We start from the raw sequence: 20,444 nt of genomic DNA on the forward strand, positions 1-20,444 counted from the left end.
CGCGCGACGCGAGCTGAATATGTTCATACGCAGGGCCCGGAGCCGATCGGTTCCGATACCCCCGGCTCGGAGGCCGGGGACCCAGTCCGTACCTGATACGGCGGCTGGGAGCCGGTTCTGCGGAAGACCTCCGAAGACCAACTGGAGCCATTGAATGGCACGCGTTTCCGGTGTTGACATCCCGCGCGAAAAGCGCGTGGAGGTCGCCCTCACCTACGTGTTCGGCATCGGCCGGACCCTTTCGAAGCAGACGCTGGCTGCTACCGGCGTGAACCCGAACACCCGCGTTCGCGACCTCTCCGAGGAGCAGCTCGTCGCGATCCGCGAGTACGTCGACAACAACATCAAGACCGAGGGTGACCTCCGTCGCGAGATCCAGGCCGACATCCGCCGCAAGGTCGAGATCGGCTGCTACCAGGGTCTGCGTCACCGCCGCGGTCTGCCCGTCCGCGGCCAGCGCACCAGCACCAACGCCCGCACCCGCAAGGGCCCGCGTCGCGCCATCGCCGGCAAGAAGAAGCCGGGCAAGAAGTAGTCCGCAGCGGACCTCATTCCACGGTCTTCGCTGTAGGACCGACCACCTCCCGAGGAGTTAGAGGATGCCCCCCAAGGGACGTCAGGGCGCTGCCAAGAAGGTGCGCCGCAAGGAAAAGAAGAACGTCGCTCACGGCCACGCGCACATCAAGAGCACGTTCAACAACACCATCGTTTCGATCACCGACCCGTCCGGCAACGTGATCTCCTGGGCCTCCGCCGGCCACGTCGGCTTCAAGGGCTCCCGGAAGTCCACGCCGTTCGCCGCGCAGATGGCCGCCGAGTCGGCCGCCCGCCGCGCCCAGGAGCACGGCATGCGCAAGGTCGACGTCTTCGTCAAGGGCCCGGGCTCCGGTCGTGAGACCGCGATCCGCTCCCTGCAGGCGACCGGCCTCGAGGTCGGCTCCATCCAGGACGTCACGCCGACCCCGCACAACGGCTGCCGTCCGCCGAAGCGTCGCCGCGTCTGACGCTTCGCGGTCCGCGGTTCCGGGCGGTACGGCTCCTTCGGGTCGTACCCCCCGTACCCTTGCAGTACCCGCCCCTGCCGAAGGGGGCGGCTTGGTCGGGCGTCATATAGCGGGCGCCCCCGACTGAAGGATCTGATCCACACATGCTGATCGCTCAGCGTCCCTCGTTGACCGAAGAGGTCGTCGACGAGTTCCGCTCCCGGTTCGTGATCGAGCCGCTGGAGCCGGGCTTCGGCTACACCCTCGGCAACTCCCTCCGCCGTACGCTCCTGTCGTCGATCCCCGGCGCTGCTGTCACCAGCATCCGCATCGACGGCGTCCTGCACGAGTTCACCACCGTGCCGGGCGTCAAGGAGGACGTCACCGACCTGATCCTCAACATCAAGCAGCTGGTCGTCTCCTCGGAGCACGACGAGCCGGTCGTGATGTACCTGCGCAAGCAGGGTCCGGGTCTGGTCACCGCCGCCGACATCGCGCCCCCGGCCGGTGTCGAGGTGCACAACCCCGACCTCGTCCTCGCCACGCTCAACGGCAAGGGCAAGCTGGAGATGGAGCTGACCGTGGAGCGCGGTCGCGGCTACGTCTCTGCCGTGCAGAACAAGCAGGTGGGCCAGGAGATCGGCCGTATCCCGGTCGACTCGATCTACTCGCCGGTTCTCAAGGTCACCTACAAGGTCGAGGCCACGCGTGTCGAGCAGCGCACCGACTTCGACAAGCTGATCGTCGACGTCGAGACCAAGCAGGCCATGCGTCCGCGCGACGCCATGGCGTCGGCCGGCAAGACCCTGGTCGAGCTGTTCGGTCTGGCCCGCGAGCTCAACATCGACGCCGAGGGCATCGACATGGGTCCGTCCCCGACGGACGCCGCCCTGGCCGCCGACCTGGCGCTGCCGATCGAGGAGCTGGAGCTCACGGTCCGCTCCTACAACTGCCTCAAGCGTGAGGGCATCCACTCCGTGGGTGAGCTCGTCGCCCGCTCCGAGGCCGACCTGCTGGACATCCGCAACTTCGGTGCGAAGTCCATCGACGAGGTCAAGGCGAAGCTGGCCGGCATGGGCCTGGCCCTCAAGGACAGCCCGCCCGGATTCGACCCGACCGCCGCGGCCGACGCCTTCGGCGCCGACGACGACGCGGACGCGGGCTTCGTGGAGACCGAGCAGTACTGATCGGTCCCACGAGACCGTTTTCGGCTGCGGGCCGGCTGTGGCCGGTCGCGCCCACGCGGCCGAGCCGCATAATGTAGCGGCCCCGCGCCCCTTTGGGGCGCACCCCCGCCCCTCCTTCGCGGGAGGGGCTGGTTGTTGCCGGTGAGCGCCCGCTCATCGGGCCCTGACCCCGGTACCTGATACGGCCGGGGCAGATACCAAGGAGAAACAGAAATGCCGAAGCCCACCAAGGGTGCCCGTCTGGGCGGCAGCGCCGCGCACGAGAAGCTGCTCCTCGCGAACCTCGCGAAGTCGCTGTTCGAGCACGGCCGTATCACCACCACCGAGGCGAAGGCCCGCCGCCTGCGCCCGTACGCGGAGCGTCTGATCACCAAGGCGAAGAAGGGTGACCTTCACAACCGCCGTCAGGTGCTCCAGGTCATCACGGACAAGAGCGTCGTCCACACGCTCTTCACCGAGATCGGCCCGCGCTACGAGAACCGTCCGGGTGGTTACACCCGCATCACCAAGATCGGTAACCGCCGTGGCGACAACGCGCCCATGGCTGTCATCGAGCTGGTCGAGGCGCTGACGGTGCAGCAGAAGGCGGTCGGCGAGGCCGAGGCGGCGACCAAGCGCGCCGTCAAGGAGTCCGAGGCTGCCAAGGCCGACGAGACCAAGGCCGACGAGACCAAGGCCGACGAGACCAAGGCCGACGAGGCCCCGGTCGAGGACGCCAAGGCCGAGGCCACCGAGGCTCCGGCCGAGGAGGCTGCCGAGGAGTCCAAGGACGCCTGAGGCACTGCCGAGCGTTGACAGCGGGTCCGTCCCTCGGGGCGGGCCCGCTTTCGCGTACCTGAGAGGATCCCTGTGTGAGTGACGAAGTACAGCCCGGTTACGTCCGTATCCGTCTCGACCTCTCCTACGACGGCACCGACTTCCACGGCTGGGCCAAGCAGGTCGGCGGGAAGCGGACCGTGCAGCAGGAGATCGAGGACGCCCTCCGTACGGTCACGCGGTCGAAGGACACGACCTACGAACTGACCGTGGCCGGGCGGACCGACGCCGGGGTGCACGCGCGCGGGCAGGTGGCGCACGTCGATCTGCCCGAGGAGCTGTGGGCGGAGCACAAGGAGAAGCTGCTCAAGCGGCTCGCCGGGCGGCTGCCCAGGGACGTACGCGTCTGGTCGCTCACCGAGGCCCCGGCCGGCTTCAACGCCCGTTTCTCGGCCGTCTGGCGCCGGTACGCCTACCGCGTCACCGACAACCCGGGCGGTGTGGACCCGCTGCTGCGCAACCACGTCCTCTGGCACGACTGGCCGCTCGACGTCGACGCCATGAACGAGGCCGCCCGGCGGCTGCTCGGCGAGCACGACTTCGCCGCCTACTGCAAGAAGCGGGAGGGCGCGACCACCATCCGTACGCTCCAGGAGCTGAGCCTGGTGCGCGGCGAGGACGGCATCATCACCGCCACCGTCCGGGCCGACGCCTTCTGCCACAACATGGTGCGCTCGCTCATCGGGGCGCTGCTGTTCGTCGGTGACGGGCACCGCCCGCCGGACTGGCCCGCCAAGGTGCTCGCCGCGGGGGTGCGGGACTCCGCCGTGCATGTCGTGCGGCCGCACGGGCTGACGCTGGAGGAGGTCGGCTATCCGGCCGACGAGCTGCTGGCCGCGCGGAACAGGGAGGCGCGGAACAAGCGGTCGCTCCCTGCAGCGACAGGCTGCGCAACCTGTTAGTCACCTGTCAGTTGGCGCCGGCATGCGCTGCTCGGCCTGCTGCTGTGCGGCACGGCCGTGCTCGCGCCCGCCCACCAGATCCACCTGGGCACCGTGGTGTCGCTGTTCCAGCACGTCGGCGTTCCAGCACGTCGGCGTTCCAGCACGTCGGCTTCGGGCTGCTGTTCGCCGTGCCGATGGCGGAAGAAAGGCCGTAGCCATGCGGCTCACCGTCATCGGCACCGATTACCTCGGTGCCACCCACGCCGCCTGCATGGCGGAGCTCGGACACGAGGTGGTCGGGGTCGACGCCGACAAGGTCGCCGCGCTGTGCGCGGGCAGGATGCCGTTCCACGAGCCGGGCCTGGCGGAGCTGATCGCCACGAGTGGCCGCAGTTCCCGGCGATCGGCCCGGAGTGGGCCCGGTCACTGGTGTACCGTCCGGGCATCGTGGACGGCCGGGGGATGCTGGACGCGAACCGGTGGACCGCGGCGGGGTGGCAGTTCCGGGCGCTGGGCAGGCCCGCGTCCCAGGCGGAGGGGGAGGAAGATGACGGACCACGAGGCGTACGGCGACCTACGGGTCACCGTGGTGATGCCGACGTACAACGAGGCGGCCAACCTGCCTCGGATGGCCGAGGCGGTGCTGGGGCTGCCGCTCGACGGGCTCCACCTGAAGATCGTCGACGACTCCAGCCCGGACGGCACCGGACGGATCGCGGAGGAGCTCGCCGAGAAGTACAACGCGGACGGGCGGCGCCGGATGAGCGTGCTGCACCGCACCGAGAAGGACGGGCTGGGGCGGGCGTACACGGCGGGCATGAGCGCCGCGCTGGACGAGGCTGCCGCGTACGTCGTCCAGATGGACGCCGACGGCAGCCACCCGGTGGAGGCGGTGCCGCGCATGCTGAGCACGGCGGTGGCCTCCGGCGTCGGCCTGGTCATCGGCAGCCGGTACGTGGAGGGCGGCTCGCTGGACGAGGACTGGGGCGCGCACCGCGTGCTGCTGTCCCGGTTCGCCAACCGCTACGCGCGCACCGTGCTCGGCACGAAGATCCGGGACATCACGGCGGGCTTCAACCTGTGGTGGGCGCAGGCCCTGCGGGACGTGGACTTCTCCTCGCTGGACAGCGCGGGCTACAGCTTCCAGGTCGAGTTGAAGTACAAGGCCGTCCGTGCGGGTCACAGCGCCGTCGAGATCCCGATCCGGTTCGCGGAGCGCACGGAGGGTGTCTCGAAGATGACGCTGCGCACCCAGCTGGAGTCGGCGGTGGTGCCGATCCGGCTGCGCCTGAAGCACAGGTAGGGGCCAGGGGCGGCCGGCTACTGGTTGGCCGCCGCCGACGCCTGTGCCTCGCCGCGCCGGCGAATCTGCCGGAACGTGAACTCGGCGAGGTCGTCACCGGCCCGGAACACCTTCGTGTCCTTGGCCGTGACGTCCTTGCCGCTGGTGAAGCCGGTGAGGGTGAAGTAGGCGTAGCGGCCGTAGGAGTTGGTCGTGGAGCGGCAGACGGCGCCGGCGCAGAAGGCCTTGATCCCGTCGCCGGACAGCGGCCTCACGATGCTCTTCTTGTCGGCCTGGCCCTTGGCCTTGGTGGCCTGTGCCTCGGTGTCGAAGACGGCGACGCCCACGGTCACCGCGATGCCGTCCTTGACGTAGGTGACCCGCATCAGGCGGGTGCAGCCGCCCGTGGTGAGGATCTTGGGGAGGGTGCCCTGGGCGGCGGAGGCGCAGTTCTTCGTGTCGGCCGTCGGGCCCTTCTTGTACACGGTCGAGCCCATGGTCAGCTGCGTGCCGGGGAAGAGCGTCTCCGGGCTGAGCGGAGCCGTGTCCTTCTTCGCGCTGGATATGAAGTCCTTCGGGTCCAGCGGCGGCGGTGCGCTGGTGGGCGCGAACGACGGGGCCGCGGCCGAGTCGCTCGGCAGGGCCGCGGTCGAGGGCAGCTGGGAGGCCGGCTGGTTCGAGGCCTTGTTGTCGCCGTTCGCCGACACCACGGCCATGGCGACGGCCGCGCCGACCGCGACGGTGGCGAGCGCACCACCCCCGATGAACAGCAGCCGACGCCGCTTGTTCCGCGTCTCCGACGCCTCGGCGAGCGCGGCCCAGTCCGGAGTCTGGCTGCCTCCGCCGTTCCACGGCTGCTGGGAATGCGGTTTCCAGGGATCCCACTGGGACTGCGAGCCCCCCTGCCCATAACTCATGGGGCGCATCTTAGACGGGGGCCGGGGGATGCTGGAGTGCCTGTGGAGACCCTTCGGTGCAGGCCGGTACAAAGCCCCCGCCCGGGCCCCGTAAACTGGGTGCGGAACACGCAGGACCAGCGGCGGCAACCCCGTTTTGACCCCCGGAGGGCCGCGCAGGTATCCTGCATGTTCGTTGTGTATTGGCTTGCTCATTCTCACGGGACGGGCCCTTACACCGGCCACCGGGCCGATGACCAGCGACCCCACGCATGCGGTTTGCGTCGCCGCCGTGCGGTCAAGGCTGTCGTGATCGTCTTCGGTGACCTTGTCAGGACCATTCACTGAAGAAGCGAAGGCTACGAACCGTGCGTACGTACAGCCCCAAGCCCGGCGACATCACGCGCCAGTGGCACGTCATTGACGCCCAGGACGTCGTCCTGGGCCGCCTGGCGTCCACCGCCGCCACCCTTCTGCGGGGCAAGCACAAGCCGATCTACGCGCCGCACGTCGACGCTGGTGACTTCGTCATCATCATCAACGCCGACAAGGTGCACCTCTCCGGCAACAAGCGGTCCCAGAAGATGGCGTACCGCCACTCCGGCTACCCGGGTGGTCTGCGCTCCGTCCGTTACGACGAGCTGCTCGAGAAGAACCCCGAGAAGGCCATCGAGAAGGCCGTCAAGGGCATGCTCCCGAAGAACTCCCTGGGCCGTCAGATGCTCTCGAAGCTGAAGGTCTACAAGGGTGACCAGCACCCGCACGGCGCCCAGCAGCCGGTGCCGTTCGAGATCACCCAGGTCGCGCAGTAAGTCCGGCCACCCCCTAAGACTGAAGAGAAGCTGAGGAGAATCGTGGCCGAGACCACTGCCGAGCAGCCGCTCGAAGAGCTTGACATCGACAGCTACACCACCGAGTCCGAGGTTCCCGTCGAGGGCGAGTACACCTCGGAGTCGCTCGCGTCCCGCTTCGGCGAGCCCCAGCCCGCCGCCGGCCTGGGCCGCCGCAAGAACGCCATTGCCCGCGTCCGGATCGTTCCGGGCTCCGGCAAGTGGAAGATCAACGGTCGCACCCTCGAGGACTACTTCCCGAACAAGGTGCACCAGCAGGAAGTCAACGAGCCCTTCAAGGTGCTCGAGCTCGAGGGCCGTTACGACGTCATCGCCCGCATCTCCGGTGGCGGTGTCTCCGGTCAGGCCGGTGCGCTCCGTCTCGGTGTCGCCCGCGCCCTGAACGAGGCCGACGTCGACAACAACCGCGGCCCGCTGAAGAAGGCCGGCTTCCTCCGCCGCGACGACCGTGCGGTCGAGCGCAAGAAGGCCGGTCTGAAGAAGGCCCGCAAGGCTCCGCAGTACAGCAAGCGCTGATCCTCGCTGCCTGCTCGTACCCCGAACGCCCCGGCGGCACGCCATTGTGCCGCCGGGGCGTTCGTTTATCACAGGACTTGGGCGTATAACGGCACAAGGCGCTCAAAGGCTTGTGTGATCCGATGTTCAGGCGTCGAATGCCTGGGATGCGGGAGCCGCAAGCGCATCGAGAACATCGGACGCGTCGAGAACATCGGACGCGTCCAGAACATCGAACGCATCAACAGCATCCAAGACAGTGAACGCTTCGGACGACCAACGCTTCGGACGGGCTTCCGAACTGACGCTTCCTCAGGAGGACAAGTGGGACGACTCTTCGGCACGGACGGCGTGCGCGGCGTCGCCAACGCGGACCTGACGGCCGAAATGGCGCTCGGCCTCTCCGTCGCCGCGGCGCACGTACTGGCCGAGGCGGGCACCTTCGAGGGCCACAGGCCGACGGCGGTGGTCGGACGGGACCCGCGCGCGTCCGGGGAGTTCCTGGAGGCCGCCGTGGTCGCGGGCCTGGCGAGCGCGGGCGTGGACGTGCTGCGCGTCGGCGTGCTCCCGACGCCCGCGGTGGCGTACCTCACCGGCGCGCTCGGCGCCGACCTCGGCGTGATGCTGTCCGCCAGCCACAACGCCATGCCCGACAACGGCATCAAGTTCTTCGCCCGCGGTGGCCACAAACTCGCCGACGAGCTGGAGGACAAGATCGAGGCCGTCTACGAGGAGCACCGCACCGGCGCTCCCTGGAACCGCCCGACCGGAGCGGGCGTCGGCCGTGTGAGGACGTACGACGAGGGCTTCGACCAGTATGTCGGCCATCTCGTCGACGTCCTGCCGAACCGGCTCGACGGGCTGAAGATCGTCCTTGACGAGGCGCACGGCGCGGCGTCCCGGGTCTCACCGGAGGCCTTCACGCGGGCCGGGGCCGAGGTCGTCACCATCGGTGCCGACCCGGACGGGCTCAACATCAACGACGGCTGCGGCTCCACCCACCTGGACAAGCTGAGGGCGGCCGTCGTCGAGCACGGCGCCGACCTGGGCATCGCGCACGACGGCGACGCCGACCGCTGCCTGGCCGTGGACCACACCGGCGAGGAGGTCGACGGCGACCAGATCCTGTCCGTGCTCGCGCTGGCGATGCGGGAGCGTTCCGCACTGCGCTCCGACACCGTTGTCGCGACCGTGATGTCGAACCTGGGCTTCAAACTGGCCATGGAGCGCGAGGGCATCCGTCTCGTGCAGACCGCGGTCGGCGACCGCTACGTCCTGGAGGAGATGAAGGAGCACGGCTTCGCCCTTGGCGGCGAGCAGTCCGGCCACGTCATCATCCTCGACCACGCCACCACCGGCGACGGCACGCTGACCGGCCTGCTGCTTGCCGCCCGGGTCGCGGAGACCGGCCGTACGCTGCGGGACCTCGCCTCCGTCATGGAGCGCCTGCCGCAGGTGCTGATCAACGTCCCGGACGTCGACAAGTCACGGGTCAAGACCTCCGCGGACCTCGCTGCCGCGGTCGCCGAGGCGGAGCATGAGCTCGGCTCCACCGGGCGGGTGCTGCTGCGGCCTTCCGGCACCGAGCCGCTGGTGCGGGTGATGGTCGAGGCCGCGGACATCGACCAGGCCCGGTCGGTGGCCGGGCGGCTGGCCGATGCGGTGAAGTCGGCGCTCGGTTAGCCGAGTTTCGGGGTGCGCTCGCGCTGTCTCGCCCAGAACCACTTCTGGGCGAACAGTGTGAGCGTGCTTCTCGATCAGACGCACCACGTCGTCGGTCTTGTCGGACGGAGTGATCAGGCGCAGATGCAGCATGGCCGCAGCGTAGAGGTCAGAGCTTGCGCAGGCTCAGCCGCTGCACCTTGTGGTCCGGGCCCTTGCGCAGGATCAGGGTGGCACGGCCGCGGGTGGGGGCGATGTTCTCGACGAGGTTGGGCTTGTTGATCGTCCGCCACATCGTGCGGGCGTAGTCGAGGGCCTCCTCCTCGGACACCTGGGTGTACTTGCGGAAGTAGGAGGACGGGTCCTGGAAGGCCGTCTCGCGCAGCTTGCGGAACCGGTTGAGGTACCAGTGCTCGATGTCCTCCGTGCGCGCGTCGACGTACACGCTGAAGTCGAAGTAGTCGGCGAGGCCGACCCGGGTGCGGCCGTCCTTGCCGGGCAGGGCGGGCTGGAGGACGTTCAGGCCCTCGACGATCAGGATGTCGGGGCGGCGGACGGTGAGCTTCTCGCCGGGGACGATGTCGTAGATCAGGTGGGAGTAGACGGGGGCCGTGACCTCGGCCTTGCCGGCCTTGATGTCGGCGACGAAGCGGGTCAGGGCGCGGCGGTCGTACGACTCGGGGAAGCCCTTCCGTGACGTCAGGCCGCGGGCCTTGAGCTCCTTCATCGGGAGCAGGAAGCCGTCCGTGGTGACCAGCTCCACGCGCGGATGCTCCGGCCAACGGGCCAGGAGGGCCTTGAGGAGACGGGCGACCGTCGACTTGCCCACGGCGACGGAGCCCGCGACTCCTATCACGAAGGGGGTGCCGGACTGGGAGCCCTGCTCGCCGAGGAAGGTGTTCAGGGCGCTGCGGAGGCCGTCCGTGGCGCCGACGTAGAGGTTGAGCAGCCGGGACAGCGGGAGGTAGATGTCCCGCACCTCTTCGAGGTCGATGACGTCGCCGAGGCCGCGCAGCCGCTCGACCTCCTCGGCGGTCAGCGGCAGCGGCGTCTTGTCGCGCAGCGCGCTCCACTCGGCGCGGGTGAGGTCGACGTAGGGAGTCGCCTCCGGCCGGGACCGGTGGGCGCTCCGGGGCATCGGGGAGACCGGAGAGATCACAGTCCATTGTTAACGGAGTTTGAACGGGACGGCGGGTGGGGTCCGTCACGCCCCCGGGCGCGGGGGCCCGAACCGATGGGGACGAACAAGATCACGTCGGTGTCACGGTCGGATACCGGGTAGTAGCTGTGTGATCAACTGTGCGTCTGCTGTGCGTGAAGGGCAGGCAAATTCCCGCGGTCGACCGCCGCAGGTCCAACAGAAAGAGTTTCCTCCGTGCGACCCAGCGTCCTTCGCCGTACCGCTCTCGCCGCTTCCGCCGCCGCCCTCGCCCTGCTCGCCACCGCCTGCGGCGGCTCCTCCGACGGCGGGGACAAGGGCGGCGACGACAAGACCGCCCAGGCCGACAAGACCGCCTCCGCCGCGCCGGCGGCCGCCAAGGCGCTGACCGCCGCCGAACTGGAGAAGGCCGCGCTCGCGCAGGCGGACGTCAAGAGCGGCAAGGTCACCACCAAGGTGCCGGCGCAGGACGACATCGCGCAGGACAAGGTGAAGGCGGACGGCGAGGCCTGCGCGCCGCTCGCATACGTCCAGACCGGCAGCTACGTCGGCAAGCCCGCGGCCACGGTGAAGCGGTCGTGGGTGGGCGACGCGAAGAAGCCCGCGGCGGGTGCCAGTGCCGAGGACACCATGATGGCCGCCCTCGACCGGGCGAAGGTCGTCGAGACGCTCGCCTCCTACGAGGACGGCGGCGCCGAGCAGGCGATGAAGGACCTGAAGGCGGCCGCACAGAAGTGCGCCGGCGGTTGCTCCTTCACCGTGGGCGGTACGAAGACCAAGGACCTGAAGGTGGTCACGACCCAGGCGCCCGACGGGGCGGACGAGGCACTCGCCCTGACGCTGACGGTGGACGCCGAGGAGGGCATCAAGGCGCCGGTGAAGGCCGTCGTCGTCCGCAAGGGCGCCACCCTTGCCTACTTCCCCGCCGTCAACCTCGCCTCCGCCGCCACCGGCAAGGACTTCGACTTCCCCACGGAGATCGTCCAGGCGCAGCTCGCCAAGCTCGGCTGATGCGGTTTCCACCGGGGCGGCCCTCCGTGCCCGGTGGAAATTTCCGAATTCGGGCACGGAGTGCGGTGATCGGGCGGGGCTCGGCCCGTAGGCTGCGGCCCATGTGCGGAATCGTGGGATACGTGGGGTCGCAGTCGGCCCTCGAAGTCGTGATGGCCGGGCTGAAGCGGCTGGAGTACCGGGGGTACGACTCGGCGGGCGTCGCCGTGCTCGCGGATGGCGGGCTGGCGGCCGCGAAGAAGGCGGGGAAGCTGGTCAACCTGGAGAAGGAACTGCTCGAGCGGCCGCTGCCGACCGGTTCGACGGGCATCGGGCACACCCGGTGGGCCACCCACGGCGGACCCACCGATGCGAACGCGCACCCGCACCTGGACAACGCCGGGCGGGTCGCCGTCGTCCACAACGGCATCATCGAGAACTTCGCCGTGCTGCGGGCCGAGCTGGAGGAGCGCGGCCACGAGCTGGCCTCCGAGACGGACACCGAGGTCGTCGCGCACCTGCTCGCCGAGGAGTTCTCCTCCTGCGCGGACCTGGCGGAGGCGATGCGGCTGGTGTGCCGACGCCTGGACGGCGCGTTCACGCTGGTCGCGGTGCACGCCGACGAGCCGGACGTGGTCGTGGGCGCGCGGCGGAACTCGCCGCTGGTGGTGGGCGTCGGCGAGGGCGAGGCCTTCCTCGCCTCGGACGTCGCCGCGTTCATCGCCCACACGCGGTCGGCGATCGAGCTGGGCCAGGACCAGGTGGTGGAGCTGCGCCGCGACGGCGTGACGGTGACGGGCTTCGACGGCCGCCCCGCGGAGGTCCGCTCCTACCACGTCGACTGGGACGCGTCGGCCGCGGAAAAGGGCGGCTACGACTACTTCATGCTCAAGGAGATCGCCGAGCAGCCCAAGGCGGTCGCCGACACACTGCTGGGCCGCATCGACGCGAACGGCTCCCTGACGCTCGACGAGGTCCGCATCTCCGCCTCCGAACTCCGCGAGATGGACAAGGTCGTCATCGTCGCCTGCGGTACGGCCTTTCACGCGGGGTTGATCGCCAAGTACGCCATCGAGCACTGGACCCGCATCCCGTGCGAGGTGGAGCTGGCAAGCGAGTTCCGCTACCGGGACCCGATCCTCGACCAGCAGACGCTGGTGATCGCCATCTCCCAGTCCGGCGAGACCATGGACACGCTGATGGCCCTGCGGCACGCCCGCGAGCAGGGCGCCAAGGTGCTGGCCATCTGCAACACCAACGGCTCGACCATCCCGCGCGAGTCGGACGCGGTGCTGTACACGCACGCCGGCCCGGAGGTCGCGGTCGCCTCGACGAAGGCGTTCCTGACCCAGCTGGTGGCGTGTTACCTGGTGGCGCTGTACCTGGGCCAGGTGCGGGGCACCAAGTGGGGCGACGAGATCCAGGACGTCATCCGGGACCTGTCGCAGATCGCCGGTTCGGTGGAGCAGGTCCTGGAGACGATGGAGCCGGTACGGGCACTGGCGCGGTCGCTCGCCGACAAGAACACGGTGCTGTTCCTGGGCCGGCACGTCGGCTATCCGGTCGCCCTGGAAGGCGCCCTGAAGCTCAAGGAGTTGGCGTACATGCACGCCGAGGGCTTCGCGGCGGGCGAGCTGAAGCACGGGCCGATCGCGCTGATCGAGGAGGACCTCCCGGTGGTCGTGGTCGTCCCCTCGCCGCGGGGGCGGTCCATCCTGCACGACAAGATCGTGTCCAACATCCAGGAGATCCGGGCGAGGGGCGCGCGCACGATCGTGATCGCGGAGGAGGGCGACGAGGCAGTCGTCCCGTACGCCGACCACCTCGTCCGCATCCCGGTCACCCCGACGCTGCTCCAGCCGATGGTCGCCACGGTGCCGCTACAGGTCTTCGCCTGCGAACTGGCGACGGCACGCGGCAACGAGGTGGATCAGCCGCGGAACCTCGCCAAGTCGGTGACGGTGGAATAGGTCTCACCCTTCAGGGCTTCGACGAACGTGGTGAAGGCTCCGGCCGGGAAGGAGAGCGTGGCCCTGGCCGGGGCCTTGGAGTCGCGTATGGCTACGTGGGTGTTCGAGTTCGCGATCTCCACGCAGTCGTTGCCGTCGTCTGGACCTGAGTAGGACGACTTCCGCCAATTGGTCATGGGGTGCCTCACAGCTCTTTCGCCAGCCGGTGGATGAAGTCACGGGACCGTTCGGGGTCGAGTGACTCAGCTTCTAATGGCCGCTGCGGGCGGTCAGGGCAGCAGGTAGCGATCATGCGGGCGGTGCCGGCCGGGTCCTCAGTCGCAGGGGAACACGTAGTCGGACTTGTAGTCGATGTACAGGCTGGTCGAGCTCTGCCCCATCTTTGCGGTCACGGGTGCGCAGGCGAAGCTGGAGACGTAAACCGGTCCGGCGTACGAGCTGGGATCACCTTGGCTGCGTAAGTGGAAGATCACGCCTCGCGTGAAGAATGGCTGAACACAGACGCTTCGCGGAACGCGCAAACGCGACAATCCCCTGCCGGGTCGTGCGGCGGCCGCCGTCGATGTCGGCCTTGGCCCTGCCCGGGCTTCGCCTGAACTGGCGGCGGCTCGCGGCAGCGAGGTGGATCAGCCGCGGAACCTGGCGAAGTCGGTGACGGTGGAGTAGGTCTTCAGGGCTTCGACGAACGTGGTGAAGGCTTCGGTCGGGAAGGAGAGGGTGGCCCTGGTCGGGGCCTTGGAGTCGCGTATGCGTACACGTGCGGGGTGGGCTGCGATCTCTACGCAGGCGTTGCCGTCGCCGGGGCCTGAATAGGATGACTTCCGCCACTGGTCGGGGGTCGTCATTGGGGCACCTCACAGTTCTTTGGCCAGCCTGTGAATGAAGTCGCGCGACCGTTCGGGATCGAGCGACATGGCCTTCACTCTACGGAAGAGTGTTCGAGATGCCACTAGTTGGGCTTCGGAGTCGATGAAGGCCGTGCCGTGGGGCGTGTCGCGTACGACGGTGTCCAGCTTGGGGACGGCGCCTCCTGCGTAGACCATGGCGCTGGTGGCACCGGCGAAGCCATCCAGGTCCAACGGGATCACCCGTACGGTGATGTGATCCGCTTCGGAGAACTCCAGGAGGCGTGCGAGCTGAGCTCGTGAGGCGGCACGGTCGCTGACTCGGATGCGCAGTGCCGCCTCATGGATCACCGCTTCGTACGGAGGGGGAGCCGTCCGCTCGAAAATCACCTTTCGATGCATCCGGTGGCGGACGCGCAACTCGAGTTCCTCCTCAAAGAGTTCGGGTACCCGGTAGGAGAAGACGGCCCGAGCGTAATCCTCCGTCTGGAGCAGACCGGGGACGTACAACAGAGCCACCTCTTGCAGGAACGTCGCGTGGTGCTCCAGTTCGGCGAGGTCGAGAAACGGGGTAGGCAGTGATCCCCGGTATTCCTCCCACCAGCCGCTCGTTCGATCGGTGGCCATGGCGACCAGGGATGCGACCAACTCGTCGTCTGTGCAGGAGTAGTGAGCGGCAAGACGTCGCACCCGCCCCTCGCTCACTCCCGAGATCCCGGACTCGATCTGACTCATCTGGACGGAGTCGGCCCCGAGTCGTTCGGCGGCTTCGCGCGCCTTGAGGCCCGCGGCTTCGCGTAGTTTCCGCAGTTCAAGGCCCAGGCGGCTCTGGCGTGCCGTGGGCTGCTGGCGACGCGGCATGGCTTCCTCCTCGCCCCCCAACTGCCGGGAGCCCGGGACTCGTTCGAGGGCAAGATTACGGCAACGACTTGCATTGACCTAATTTTAGGTCTTACCGTCAGTGACGCGACGCACACGCTGCGGAGCCCCGGGATCCCGGAAGCGCACCGCTCCGTCCTGCCACGACGGCTGCGGCAATGCCACCGCCCGCCACCGCCGCCGACCTTCAACTTCCCTCTTTCCGGCAGGAGTTGACCATGCCCGAGAACGCCCCCTGGGAGTACTGCCTCTACATCCCGAACGACCTGCGTGCCGTCACCATCAGTCGCCGCACCCTCCGTCTGATTCTGACCATTCACGGTCTGATCGGCCTGGTCGACGTCGCCGAGCTGCTGGCGGCGGAGCTGATCTCCAATGCCGTACGCCATACCAAGGGGCCGGCCGCCCTGCGCGTGCGCTGGGCGGCGGGTGTGCTGCGGATCGGTGCGTGGGACGCCGACCCGGAACCGCCGGAACCACCGGTGCCGTTGGGGCAGGTCGTCGACAGCGAGGAGGGCCGTGGCCTGGCCCTGGTCAAGGCATGCGCCGACCTGTGGGGCTGGCAACCCCTGGCAAGAAACGGCAACCGGGGCAAGGTCGTGTGGTGCGAGCTCACCGCCGCATAGCCGGGGCGCTTATGACGGGTTCCTCACCCGCCGTAGCGCGAGGAGCCGAGGGTCACCTGGTGATCGACGAGGTCGATCTCGACGCCGTCCGCGGCGGCGCGCGCCGCGGTGAAGACGACGCCGGTCGGGAGGCCCACCCTCCAGACAGCGAGTTGCCTACGGAAGGTACTCCACGGTCACCGGTGCGGTGTTGTTGTCCTGGTTGGGATCGACGGCCGGATCGGAGGGTGCCGTGATGCTGCCGCGGGCTCCCTCGACGCGCTTGTCGATGCGCACCCGCAGCACGGTGCCGGCGGGCTCCGGGCCGGGGCAGGCGACGGGGCCGCCCTTCTTGCGCGGCGAGGGCCGACCGGGGGCCTGCACGCCCGGCGCGCTGTTCGGGCAGCGAACTCGCCGAGAAGGCAGGGTGGCAGTTCCTCCTGGGCGAGGGAGCGTAACGAGGGCCCCCTCGTCCCGCTCGGGGGCCCGTCTCGACGCCGACGCCGACGCCGACGCCGACGCCGGACACGGTCTCCGGCCCGATCGCGGTCCGTGCCGCAAGGGCCGGCGGGACGACCGCACGTAGGGTGCTCGGCATGAGCATCATCGGGGTTGGTATCGACGTGGCCGAGATCGACCGGTTCGCGGCGTCGTTGGAGCGCACGCCCGGGCTGGCTCAACGGCTGTTCCTGGAAAGCGAGTTGGTGCTGCCCAGCGGGGAGCGCCGGGGCATCGCCTCGCTCGCTGCCCGCTTCGCCGCGAAGGAGGCGGTCGCCAAGGCCCTGGGCGCCCCGGGCGGCCTGCACTGGACGGACGCGGAGGTGTACGTCGAGGACTCCGGCCGGCCGCGCCTGAGGGTGAAGGGGACGGTGGCGGCGCGGGCAGCCGAACTCGGCGTCCGCTCCTGGCACGTGTCGCTGAGCCATGACGCGGGGGTGGCCTCGGCGGTGGTGGTCGCGGAGGGGTAGCGCAAAACCCCGCGAATTCCAGCGCGAATTCCAGCGCGGACCCCCGCGCGAATTCCAGCGCGGATCCCCGCGCGAATTCCAGCGCGGATCCCCGCGCGAAACCCCGCACCGTTCGCGGGAGTCCAGATGCAGTCCCGCCGCACTTCGGGGCAGACTCGACCGCATGCGTACCGCGTACAGCGTAGAGACGGTCAGGACAGCCGAGCGTGAGCTCATGGCGAGGCTCCCCGACGGGGCGCTCATGCAACGTGCCGCCGCCGGACTCGCCGCCGCCTGTGCGGACTTGCTCGGGCGGGTCTACGGCCGCCGCGTCGTGCTCCTCGTCGGCAGCGGCGACAACGGCGGGGACGCGCTCTACGCCGGCGCCCGCCTGGCCCGCCGCGGCGCCGGTGTCACCGCGGTGCTGCTCGCCCCCGACCGCGCGCACCCCGGCGGCCTCGCGGCCCTGCGCCGCGCGGGCGGCACCGTCGCCCGTCCCGGCACCGCCGAGGACCCGATCGACCGGGCCGACCTGGTCGTCGACGGCATCGTCGGCATCGGCGGCAAGGGCGGCCTGCGCCCGGACGCCGCGCCGCTGGCCGAGCGGGCGGCGCAGTCCCGGGCCGCCGTCGTCGCCGTCGACCTGCCGAGCGGCGTCGAGGCGGACACCGGCGAGGTGCGCGGCGCCGCCGTCCGCGCCGACCTCACCGTCACCTTCGGCACCCACAAGCCGGGGCTGCTCATCGACCCCGGCCGCGAGTACGCCGGCACCGTCCGCCTCGTCGACATCGGCCTCGACCTGCCCGCCGAAGCCGAACTGGAGGCGCTGCAGCACGCCGATGTGGCCGAGCTGCTGCCGCTGCCCGGCGCCGAGAGCGACAAGTACCGGCGGGGCGTCGTCGGTATCGCGGCCGGCTCCGCGCGCTACCCGGGCGCTGCCGTGCTCGCGGTGTCGGGCGCGCTGCGCGGCGGGGCGGGGGCCGTACGGTACGTCGGCCCCGCCGGGCAGGCCGTGATCGCCCGCTTCCCCGAGACCCTCATCTCCGACCGGGGACCGCACAAGGCGGGCCGCGTGCAGGCGTGGGTCGTGGGCCCCGGAGCCGGGGACGACGCCGCCACCGTCGCCGAGGTGCTGGAGGCGGACGTCCCGGTGCTGATCGACGCGGACGGCCTGCGCCTCGCCGACCGCGACGCCGTACGCGCCCGCACCGCACCGACCCTGATGACCCCGCACGCCGGAGAGGCCGCCGCTCTGCTCGGCGTGGCCCGCGAGGAGGTCGAGGCCGCCCGCCTGTCCTCCGCCCGCGAACTCGCCGCCCGCTACGGCGCGACCGTCCTCCTCAAGGGCTCGACCACCCTGGTCGCCGACCCGGCCGGCGGCCCCGTACGGGTCAACGCGACCGGCACGCCCTGGCTCGCCACGGCCGGAAGCGGCGACGTGCTGTCCGGCCTTGCCGGATCCCTGCTGGCAGCGGGCCTGTCCGCCCGGGACGCGGGCAGCGTGGCCGCCTACCTGCACGGCCTGGCCGGCCGTTTCGCGGCGGACGGCGCGCCGGTGGGCGCCCACGACCTGGCCGAGACCATCCCGGAGGCCTGGCGGGACGTGCGGGACGTGCGGGACGTGCGGGACGTGCGGGACGTGCGGGACGTGCGGGACGTGCGGGACGTGCGGGACGTGCGGGACTGAGCGTACGGGTGACTCCTCCCGCGCGGCGCACCCGGCACACCTCACCACCGCGTTTGTCTGATCGCATGATCAGCAGAACTGTGGGCCCGCCTCTCCGCCACCATATTGCCCGCCACAGCACCGCCGTCCTGCTCGCCGCGGCCGCCGCCCTCCCCGCGCTGCCCGGCAGGACCGCCTGGGCCGGCCCCGCGCCGTCCGCGCCCGCACCCGCGCCCGGCCCCGAGGTCGGACTCGTGCCCGGCGTGGCCCCCGGCGCGTATCAGCCCTGGCAGGTCGACACGCCCGACCAGGTGCTGGCGCCGAAGGTGTACACGCCGTCGGCGAAGGAGGACGCGGTCGAACCGCGGGAGGCCACCGGGCCGTACCAGCGGCAGGTCGAGCGGTGGCTGAAGCTGAAGGTGGACGGGAAGCAGTCGGCGGCCGACTGCAAGGCCATCTTGGCCTTCCAGGTGAAGGAGCACATCACGCCCGCCACCGGCTTCGCCGGTCCCGTCACTTGGGCACGGATGATGCTGCGGTCCGCGAAGAAGAACCCCAACGCGGCCGGGAAGTGTCCTGTTCGGTCGTACCGGGTCGCCTGCGTCGATCTCGACCGGCAGCTGACCTGGGTGCAGAAGGGGAGCGAGGTACTGTTCGGGCCGGTGCCCATGCGCAGCGGACGGGCGGGGCACCCGACCCGGCGCGGGTGGCACAAGATCTACTGGCGGCACAAGAACCACTGGTCGACGCTCTACAACACCCCGATGCCGTACGCGCAGTTCTTCGACGGCGGAGAGGCCTTCCACGCCGTCCACGGCAGCATCTTCACCACCGTCGGCTCCTCGGGCTGCGTCAATCTGCAGGTCGGCGACGCCCGCAAGCTGTGGGGCGTGCTGAAGACGGACGACCACGTGTACGTCTGGGGGCGCCGGCCGGGTACCTAGACCGCTGCGGGCCCCGGTGCCGAGGGGCTGTCCGACCCCTCTGAGACACTGGGGGCGCGATGACTGAGACAGCACACCCGCGGACGGCACCGCTGCGCGCCCGCGCCGAGATCGATCTGGCCGCCCTGCGGGCCAACGTGCGGGCCCTGCGCGCCCAGGCGCCCGCCGCGGCCCTCATGGCCGTGGTCAAGTCCGACGCGTACGGCCACGGCGCGGTCCCCTGCGCCCGCGCCGCCGTCGCCGCGGGGGCGACCTGGCTGGGCACCGCCACGCCCGAGGAGGCCTTCGCCCTGCGCGCGGCCGGGCTGGGGTCGCCGGTCAGGATCATGTGCTGGCTGTGGACCCCGGGCGGCCCGTGGCGGGAGGCGATCGAAGCCGACCTGGACGTGTCGCTGAGCGGGCTGTGGGCCCTGGAGGAGGTCCGCGAGGCCGCCCGGAGCGCGGGCCGTCCCGCGCGCGTGCAGCTGAAGGCCGACACAGGGCTCGGGCGCAACGGCTGCCAGCCCGCCGACTGGCACGGCCTCGTCGCCGAGGCCCTGCGCGCCGAGGCCGAGGGGCTCGTCCGCATCACCGGGCTGTGGTCCCACTTCGCCTGCGCCGACGAGCCGGGGCACCCCTCCATCGCCGCCCAGCTCACCCGCTTCCGGGAGATGGTGGCGTACGCCGAGCAGCAGGGCGTCCGGCCCGAGGTGCGGCACATCGCCAACTCGCCCGCCACGCTCACCCTCCCCGAGGCCCACTTCGACCTCGTACGGACCGGGATCGCCCTCTACGGCATCTCGCCCAGCCCCGAGATCGGGACCCCGGCCGACTTCGGACTGCGCCCCGTGATGACCCTGGCCGCCTCGTTGGCCCTGGTGAAGCACGTTTCCGGTGGTCACGGCGTCAGTTACGGGCACCACTACATCACCCCGGGCGAGACGACCCTCGGCCTCGTGCCCGTCGGCTACGCGGACGGCATTCCCCGCCACGCCTCCGGCGCCGGCCCGGTCCTGGTCGGCGGCAAGTGGCGGACGGTCGCGGGGCGGGTCGCCATGGACCAGTTCGTGGTCGATCTGGGGGGAGACGAGCCCGAGGTCGGTTCCGAGGCGGTGCTCTTCGGCCCCGGCGACCGCGGCGAGCCCACCGCCGAGGACTGGGCGCAGGCCGCGGGCACCATCGCATACGAGGTCGTCACGCGGATCGGAACGCGCGTTCCTCGCGTCTATGTGAACGAGGAGCGGAACGGGCAGGACGGATAACCCGCACAGCGGCCCGGCACCACCGCAGCACCAACAACAGCGCAACAGCGCAACAGCGCAACAGCACGGCAGCACCGGCACCACCGGAACCAGCCGGACCGGCATCACCCCATCACCGAACAGCAGTACGGCGAAGAGGAGC

General features: G+C 70.3%; 23 protein-coding genes and 2 pseudogenes. 18 read left to right on the forward strand and 7 right to left on the reverse strand.

Annotated elements, in window-relative coordinates; all coding sequences use genetic code 11:
* Window positions 1-154: 154 nt before the first annotated feature.
* The 8 genes and pseudogenes from rpsM to ABZV31_RS10055 all read left to right on the forward strand — a co-directional run bounded on the left by rpsM (window position 155) and on the right by ABZV31_RS10055 (window position 5,173).
* Window positions 155-535, forward strand: coding sequence for a 30S ribosomal protein S13 (gene rpsM / locus ABZV31_RS10020; RefSeq protein ID WP_355890622.1), 381 nt, complete (start codon window positions 155-157; stop codon window positions 533-535).
* A gap of 64 nt (window positions 536-599) precedes the next feature.
* A complete protein-coding gene (gene rpsK, locus ABZV31_RS10025) occupies window positions 600-1,004 on the forward strand; it encodes a 30S ribosomal protein S11 (protein WP_003956432.1) in 405 nt (134 codons plus the stop codon).
* Window positions 1,005-1,147: 143 nt separating this feature from the next.
* A complete protein-coding gene (locus ABZV31_RS10030) occupies window positions 1,148-2,170 on the forward strand; it encodes a DNA-directed RNA polymerase subunit alpha (RefSeq protein WP_003966937.1) in 1,023 nt (340 codons plus the stop codon).
* A gap of 213 nt (window positions 2,171-2,383) precedes the next feature.
* Window positions 2,384-2,947, forward strand: coding sequence for a 50S ribosomal protein L17 (gene rplQ, locus ABZV31_RS10035; RefSeq protein ID WP_355890625.1), 564 nt, complete (start codon window positions 2,384-2,386; stop codon window positions 2,945-2,947).
* Between the two features lie 74 nt (window positions 2,948-3,021).
* The gene (truA, locus tag ABZV31_RS10040) at window positions 3,022-3,888 is read left to right on the forward strand and encodes a tRNA pseudouridine(38-40) synthase TruA (RefSeq protein WP_355890628.1); all 867 of its coding nucleotides are present in this window, start codon (window positions 3,022-3,024) and stop codon (window positions 3,886-3,888) included.
* Window positions 3,889-4,070: pseudogene (locus tag ABZV31_RS10045) on the forward strand (hypothetical protein); the annotation flags it as partial.
* A 17-nt stretch (window positions 4,071-4,087) separates the two neighbouring features.
* Window positions 4,088-4,249, forward strand: a pseudogene (locus tag ABZV31_RS10050) (UDP-glucose 6-dehydrogenase); the annotation flags it as partial.
* Window positions 4,250-4,417: 168 nt separating this feature from the next.
* Window positions 4,418-5,173, forward strand: coding sequence for a polyprenol monophosphomannose synthase (locus ABZV31_RS10055; RefSeq protein ID WP_355891203.1), 756 nt, complete (start codon window positions 4,418-4,420; stop codon window positions 5,171-5,173).
* 17 nt (window positions 5,174-5,190) lie between these two features.
* Here the strand turns inward: ABZV31_RS10055 and ABZV31_RS10060 are convergent, their stop codons facing one another.
* On the reverse strand, window positions 5,191-6,069 hold the full coding sequence (locus ABZV31_RS10060; protein WP_355890631.1) for a hypothetical protein: 879 nt from the start codon (window positions 6,067-6,069) through the stop codon (window positions 5,191-5,193).
* 347 nt (window positions 6,070-6,416) lie between these two features.
* Here ABZV31_RS10060 and rplM point away from each other — a divergent pair, with 347 nt between their 5' ends.
* The 3 genes from rplM (at window position 6,417) to glmM (ending at window position 9,077) form a co-directional block, all read left to right on the forward strand.
* Window positions 6,417-6,860, forward strand: a complete 444-nt coding sequence (rplM, locus tag ABZV31_RS10065; protein WP_355890633.1) for a 50S ribosomal protein L13 — start codon at window positions 6,417-6,419, stop codon at window positions 6,858-6,860.
* Window positions 6,861-6,902: 42 nt separating this feature from the next.
* The gene (gene rpsI, locus ABZV31_RS10070; RefSeq protein ID WP_355890636.1) at window positions 6,903-7,415 is read left to right on the forward strand and encodes a 30S ribosomal protein S9; all 513 of its coding nucleotides are present in this window, start codon (window positions 6,903-6,905) and stop codon (window positions 7,413-7,415) included.
* Window positions 7,416-7,718: 303 nt separating this feature from the next.
* Window positions 7,719-9,077, forward strand: a complete 1,359-nt coding sequence (gene glmM / locus ABZV31_RS10075; protein ID WP_355890639.1) for a phosphoglucosamine mutase — start codon at window positions 7,719-7,721, stop codon at window positions 9,075-9,077.
* A gap of 148 nt (window positions 9,078-9,225) precedes the next feature.
* On the opposite strand, the gene coaA is transcribed toward glmM, so the two are convergent.
* The gene (gene coaA, locus ABZV31_RS10080; protein WP_355890642.1) at window positions 9,226-10,194 is read right to left on the reverse strand and encodes a type I pantothenate kinase; all 969 of its coding nucleotides are present in this window, start codon (window positions 10,192-10,194) and stop codon (window positions 9,226-9,228) included.
* A 237-nt stretch (window positions 10,195-10,431) separates the two neighbouring features.
* On the opposite strand from coaA, the gene ABZV31_RS10085 reads away from it, so the two are divergent.
* Together ABZV31_RS10085 and glmS are read left to right on the forward strand one after the other, a co-directional pair.
* On the forward strand, window positions 10,432-11,226 hold the full coding sequence (locus tag ABZV31_RS10085) for a hypothetical protein (protein ID WP_355890645.1): 795 nt from the start codon (window positions 10,432-10,434) through the stop codon (window positions 11,224-11,226).
* A 101-nt stretch (window positions 11,227-11,327) separates the two neighbouring features.
* Complete coding sequence (glmS, locus tag ABZV31_RS10090; RefSeq protein WP_355890648.1) at window positions 11,328-13,175, forward strand: glutamine--fructose-6-phosphate transaminase (isomerizing); 1,848 nt, start codon at window positions 11,328-11,330, stop codon at window positions 13,173-13,175.
* On the opposite strand, the gene ABZV31_RS10095 is transcribed toward glmS, so the two are convergent.
* The 4 genes from ABZV31_RS10095 to ABZV31_RS10110 form a co-directional block, all read right to left on the reverse strand.
* Entirely contained in the window at window positions 13,136-13,351 is a 216-nt protein-coding gene (locus ABZV31_RS10095) for a DUF397 domain-containing protein (protein WP_355890651.1), read from the reverse strand. The genes glmS and ABZV31_RS10095 overlap by 40 nt on opposite strands.
* A 138-nt stretch (window positions 13,352-13,489) precedes the next feature.
* On the reverse strand, window positions 13,490-13,648 hold the full coding sequence (locus tag ABZV31_RS10100; protein WP_355890653.1) for a hypothetical protein: 159 nt from the start codon (window positions 13,646-13,648) through the stop codon (window positions 13,490-13,492).
* Window positions 13,649-13,801: 153 nt separating this feature from the next.
* The gene (locus ABZV31_RS10105; RefSeq protein WP_355890655.1) at window positions 13,802-14,020 is read right to left on the reverse strand and encodes a DUF397 domain-containing protein; all 219 of its coding nucleotides are present in this window, start codon (window positions 14,018-14,020) and stop codon (window positions 13,802-13,804) included.
* Window positions 14,021-14,029: 9 nt separating this feature from the next.
* The gene (locus ABZV31_RS10110; RefSeq protein ID WP_355890657.1) at window positions 14,030-14,881 is read right to left on the reverse strand and encodes a helix-turn-helix transcriptional regulator; all 852 of its coding nucleotides are present in this window, start codon (window positions 14,879-14,881) and stop codon (window positions 14,030-14,032) included.
* 236 nt (window positions 14,882-15,117) lie between these two features.
* Here ABZV31_RS10110 and ABZV31_RS10115 point away from each other — a divergent pair, with 236 nt between their 5' ends.
* On the forward strand, window positions 15,118-15,525 hold the full coding sequence (locus ABZV31_RS10115) for an ATP-binding protein (protein ID WP_355890660.1): 408 nt from the start codon (window positions 15,118-15,120) through the stop codon (window positions 15,523-15,525).
* Between the two features lie 156 nt (window positions 15,526-15,681).
* Here the strand turns inward: ABZV31_RS10115 and ABZV31_RS10120 are convergent, their stop codons facing one another.
* Window positions 15,682-15,888: a hypothetical protein gene (locus tag ABZV31_RS10120; protein ID WP_355890662.1), complete on the reverse strand. Its 207-nt coding sequence runs from the start codon at window positions 15,886-15,888 to the stop codon at window positions 15,682-15,684.
* 212 nt (window positions 15,889-16,100) lie between these two features.
* Between ABZV31_RS10120 and ABZV31_RS10125 the strand changes: the two genes are divergently transcribed.
* The 4 genes from ABZV31_RS10125 (at window position 16,101) to alr (ending at window position 20,302) form a co-directional block, all read left to right on the forward strand.
* Entirely contained in the window at window positions 16,101-16,472 is a 372-nt protein-coding gene (locus tag ABZV31_RS10125; RefSeq protein ID WP_355890665.1) for a holo-ACP synthase, read from the forward strand.
* A gap of 163 nt (window positions 16,473-16,635) precedes the next feature.
* Window positions 16,636-18,138, forward strand: a complete 1,503-nt coding sequence (locus ABZV31_RS10130) for an NAD(P)H-hydrate dehydratase (RefSeq protein ID WP_355890666.1) — start codon at window positions 16,636-16,638, stop codon at window positions 18,136-18,138.
* A 65-nt stretch (window positions 18,139-18,203) separates the two neighbouring features.
* The gene (locus ABZV31_RS10135; protein ID WP_355890669.1) at window positions 18,204-19,061 is read left to right on the forward strand and encodes a L,D-transpeptidase; all 858 of its coding nucleotides are present in this window, start codon (window positions 18,204-18,206) and stop codon (window positions 19,059-19,061) included.
* A 59-nt stretch (window positions 19,062-19,120) separates the two neighbouring features.
* On the forward strand, window positions 19,121-20,302 hold the full coding sequence (gene alr, locus ABZV31_RS10140; RefSeq protein WP_355890672.1) for an alanine racemase: 1,182 nt from the start codon (window positions 19,121-19,123) through the stop codon (window positions 20,300-20,302).
* Window positions 20,303-20,444: the final 142 nt, after the last annotated feature.

This window comes from Streptomyces sp. NPDC005202 (genome assembly GCF_040608235.1).
In the GTDB taxonomy this organism is placed as follows: Bacteria; Actinomycetota; Actinomycetes; order Streptomycetales; family Streptomycetaceae; genus Streptomyces.

Excerpts from the sequence above, each read along its gene's own strand:
- rpsM (WP_355890622.1), top strand. The coding sequence starts at position 155 with ATGGCACGCGTTTCCGGTGTTGACATCCCGCGCGAAAAGCGCGTGGAG.
- rpsK (WP_003956432.1), top strand. The coding sequence starts at position 600 with ATGCCCCCCAAGGGACGTCAGGGCGCTGCCAAGAAGGTGCGCCGCAAG.
- ABZV31_RS10030 (WP_003966937.1), top strand. The coding sequence starts at position 1,148 with ATGCTGATCGCTCAGCGTCCCTCGTTGACCGAAGAGGTCGTCGACGAG.
- rplQ (WP_355890625.1), top strand. The coding sequence starts at position 2,384 with ATGCCGAAGCCCACCAAGGGTGCCCGTCTGGGCGGCAGCGCCGCGCAC.
- ABZV31_RS10055 (WP_355891203.1), top strand. The coding sequence starts at position 4,418 with ATGACGGACCACGAGGCGTACGGCGACCTACGGGTCACCGTGGTGATG.
- ABZV31_RS10060 (WP_355890631.1), bottom strand. The coding sequence starts at position 6,069 with ATGAGTTATGGGCAGGGGGGCTCGCAGTCCCAGTGGGATCCCTGGAAA.
- coaA (WP_355890642.1), bottom strand. The coding sequence starts at position 10,194 with ATGCCCCGGAGCGCCCACCGGTCCCGGCCGGAGGCGACTCCCTACGTC.
- glmS (WP_355890648.1), top strand. The coding sequence starts at position 11,328 with ATGTGCGGAATCGTGGGATACGTGGGGTCGCAGTCGGCCCTCGAAGTC.
- ABZV31_RS10095 (WP_355890651.1), bottom strand. The coding sequence starts at position 13,351 with ATGACCAATTGGCGGAAGTCGTCCTACTCAGGTCCAGACGACGGCAAC.
- ABZV31_RS10105 (WP_355890655.1), bottom strand. The coding sequence starts at position 14,020 with ATGACGACCCCCGACCAGTGGCGGAAGTCATCCTATTCAGGCCCCGGC.
- ABZV31_RS10110 (WP_355890657.1), bottom strand. The coding sequence starts at position 14,881 with ATGCCGCGTCGCCAGCAGCCCACGGCACGCCAGAGCCGCCTGGGCCTT.
- ABZV31_RS10115 (WP_355890660.1), top strand. The coding sequence starts at position 15,118 with ATGCCCGAGAACGCCCCCTGGGAGTACTGCCTCTACATCCCGAACGAC.
- ABZV31_RS10125 (WP_355890665.1), top strand. The coding sequence starts at position 16,101 with ATGAGCATCATCGGGGTTGGTATCGACGTGGCCGAGATCGACCGGTTC.
- ABZV31_RS10130 (WP_355890666.1), top strand. The coding sequence starts at position 16,636 with ATGCGTACCGCGTACAGCGTAGAGACGGTCAGGACAGCCGAGCGTGAG.
- ABZV31_RS10135 (WP_355890669.1), top strand. The coding sequence starts at position 18,204 with ATGATCAGCAGAACTGTGGGCCCGCCTCTCCGCCACCATATTGCCCGC.
- alr (WP_355890672.1), top strand. The coding sequence starts at position 19,121 with ATGACTGAGACAGCACACCCGCGGACGGCACCGCTGCGCGCCCGCGCC.